Source organism: Dietzia sp. B44 (assembly GCF_014145245.1).
In the GTDB taxonomy this organism is placed as follows: Bacteria; Actinomycetota; Actinomycetes; order Mycobacteriales; family Mycobacteriaceae; genus Dietzia; species Dietzia natronolimnaea.
The window spans coordinates 1-3,021 of record NZ_JAALEF010000350.1; the positions used below are offsets into that span (position 1 = coordinate 1).

Here is a 3,021-nt window from a genome sequence, read left to right on the forward strand (position 1 = left end):
GGCCTGCCTGGCCACGCACGTGCCGGCCGCCCGGAAGGCAGGGGTCTCGCAGGAGCGCCTGGACCTGCTCCCGGCGTGGCGGGACATCGACGAGTTCGGCGATCCCGAACGGGCGGCTCTCCGCCTGGCGGAGACGCTCACGCGCCTGGACAGCGTCGACGAGCGCGGGGCGGCCACCGCCGCCGCCGCCGAGCACTTCGACGAGGACCAGCTCTCCGCGCTCGAGTGGTCGATCGTGTTGATCAACGCCTTCAACCGGGTCTCGATCGCCAGCGACCACCGGGTGCGGATCGAGGACTGATCCCGGGCCCGGGCGGGGTGCCGGGCCAGCGCCGGGAGCACGGGAGCCGCATCGGGACTACCGTGGGCGCTGTGAGCGAGAAGCCGGACGTCCAGACCCTCGGCGAACTGCGCGCCGCGGGGTACACCAGCCGCAGCCTGCGCGAGGAGATGCGCGAGAACCTCCTGGCGGGCCTGGCCGCGGGCCGCGATCCCTGGCCGGGGATGCACGGATTCGACTCCACGGTCATCCCGCAACTGGAGCGGGCGATCATCGCGGGCCACGACATCGTCCTGCTGGGCGAGCGCGGACAGGGCAAGACCCGCCTGCTGCGCACCCTGGTGGGACTGCTCGACGAGTGGTCGCCCGTCGTCGAGGGATCCGAGCTCGGGGAGGACCCGCTCGCGCCGATCACCACGGAGACGCGGGACCGGGTCACCAGGGAGGGGGACGCCCTGCCCATCGGCTGGCGACACCGGACCGAGCGGTACGTCGAGAAGCTCTCCACCCCGGACACCTCCGTGGCGGACATGATCGGCGACGTCGACCCCATGCGGGTGGCCGAGGGACGGCGCCTGGGCGACCCGGAGACCATCCACTACGGACTGGTGCCCCGCGCCAACCGCGGCATCGTGGCGCTCAACGAGCTCCCCGACCTGGCGGAGCGCATCCAGGTGGCCCTGCTCAACGTCATGGAGGAGCGGGACGTCCAGATCCGGGGTTACGTGCTCCGGTTGCCCCTCGACGTGCTGGTGGTGGCCTCGGCCAACCCGGAGGACTACACCAACCGCGGCCGGATCATCACCCCGCTCAAGGATCGTTTCGGCGCCGAGATCCGCACGCACTACCCGTTGGACCTGTCCGACGAGATCGAGGTCGTGCGGCAGGAGGCGGACCTCACGGCGGAGGTCCCGGACGCCCTGATGGAGCTGCTCGCCCGGTTCACCCGCGAACTGCGGACGTCGGACTCGGTCAACCAGGCCTCCGGCGTGTCCGCGCGCTTCGCGATAGCCGGCGCCGAGACCGTCGCGGCGGCGGCCAGGCGTCGCGCCGCCGTCCGCGGGACCGACGACCCCGGCGAGGCGGTGGCGAGGCTGGTCGACGTCGACGCCGCCGTGGACGTGCTCCGCGGGAAGATCGAGTTCGAGCCGGGGGAGGAGGGCCGCGAGCCGGAGATCCTCCGCTACCTCCTGCGCAGTGCCACCGTCAACGTGGTGCGCGAGATGTTCCGCGGTCTCGACCTGGCCCCGCTCGTGGAGGCGTTCGACGGCTCGGTGACCCTGACGACCGGCGCCAGCGTGACCGCGGCGGAGTTCCTCGAGGCCCTGCCCGAGCTCTCCGAGCCGGGCCTGTACGACCAGATCGCCGAACGCGCGGGCGCCACGACGGTGGGGCAGCGGGCCGGGGCGATCGAGTTCGCGCTGGAGGGGCTCTACCTCTCGCGGCGTCTGTCCAAGGAGACCGGGGACGGCGCCGCCGTCTACGGCTGACACCCCGCGGTGGCCGTACCCGCCGACCGGCCGATGAGGTCGACGGTGAGGGCCGGGACGCCGCCGGAGCAGGAGGTACGCGATGTCGCGAGATGAACCCCGCGCGCGGTACGGCCGCTACGTCGGCGGCCCCGACCCGCTCGCGCCCCCTCTCGATTTGTCCGAGGCGCTCGACGCGGTGTCCGACGGGGTGATGTCCGGATACTCGCCCGAGCAGTCGATGCGCGAGTTCCTGCGTTGGGGCGGACGAGGCCAGACCGGTCTCGACGACCTGGCCGGCAAGGTGCAGCGCCGTCGCCGTGAACTGCTCGAGCGAGGCCACCTGGGCGGGACCCTGGAGGAGGTGTCCGAGCTCCTGGACAAGGCCCTGCTGGCCGAGCGCGGGCAGCTCGCCCGGGACACGCAGATGGACCCGATGGATCGGACCCTGCGCGAGATGACGATCGAGAACCTCCCGGACTCCCCGGCCGCGGCGGTCGGGGAGCTGGCCGACTACGACTGGGCCTCCACCGATGCCCGCGAGGCCTACCGCCGGATCCAGGACCTCCTCGGGGCGGAGGCGCTAGAGTCGCGGTTCGCCGGCATGAAACAGGCCCTGGAGAACGCGACCGACGACGACCGGGCGGCGGTGTCGGAGATGCTCGCCGACCTCACCGAGTTGCTCGACAAGCACGCTCGCGGGCAGGACACCCCCGAGGACTTCGAGCGCTTCATGGACAAGCACTCCGACTCCTTCCCGGAGCAACCCGCCGACATCGACGAGCTCATCGACGTCCTGGCCAGGCGCGCGGCGGCCGCGCAACGCATGATGCGGTCGATGACGCCGGAGCAGCGGGAGGAGCTGATGGCGCTCTCGCAGCAGGCGTTCGGCTCGCCGGAACTCATGGAGCAGCTCGGGCGCCTCGACGGCCTGCTCCAGTCGCTCCGGCCCGGCGAGGACTGGGACGGCTCCGCGGACTTCTCCGGCGAGGAGGGGCTGGGGTTCTCCGAGGGCGCGGCGGCCATGGCCGAGCTCGGCGACCTGGACCGTCTCGCCGAGCAGCTGGCGCGGGGCAGTGAGGGCTCGCCCCTGTCCGAACTGGACCTCAAGGCCGTGGCCCGTCACCTCGGTGGCGAGGCCGCGGTCTCCCTGCGCACGCTGGCGCGGCTCGAGCAGTCGATGCGCGAGTCGGGGTACCTGAGCAGGCGCCCCGACGGCGACCTGAGGCTGTCCCCGGCCGCCCTGCGCAAGCTCGGCGGTTCCCTCCTGCG

General features: G+C 72.7%; 2 protein-coding genes and 1 pseudogene. All 3 read left to right on the forward strand.

Annotation, left to right across the window (positions count from 1 at the left end):
• On the forward strand, nucleotides 1–301 hold a 301-nt coding region (locus G6017_RS11675; RefSeq protein WP_182617485.1), incomplete at its 5' end, for a carboxymuconolactone decarboxylase family protein.
• Between the two features lie 71 nt (nucleotides 302–372).
• Nucleotides 373–1,770: a sigma 54-interacting transcriptional regulator gene (locus tag G6017_RS11680; RefSeq protein ID WP_182617486.1), complete on the forward strand. Its 1,398-nt coding sequence runs from the start codon at nucleotides 373–375 to the stop codon at nucleotides 1,768–1,770.
• Between the two features lie 82 nt (nucleotides 1,771–1,852).
• Nucleotides 1,853–3,021: pseudogene (locus G6017_RS11685) on the forward strand (hypothetical protein); the annotation flags it as partial.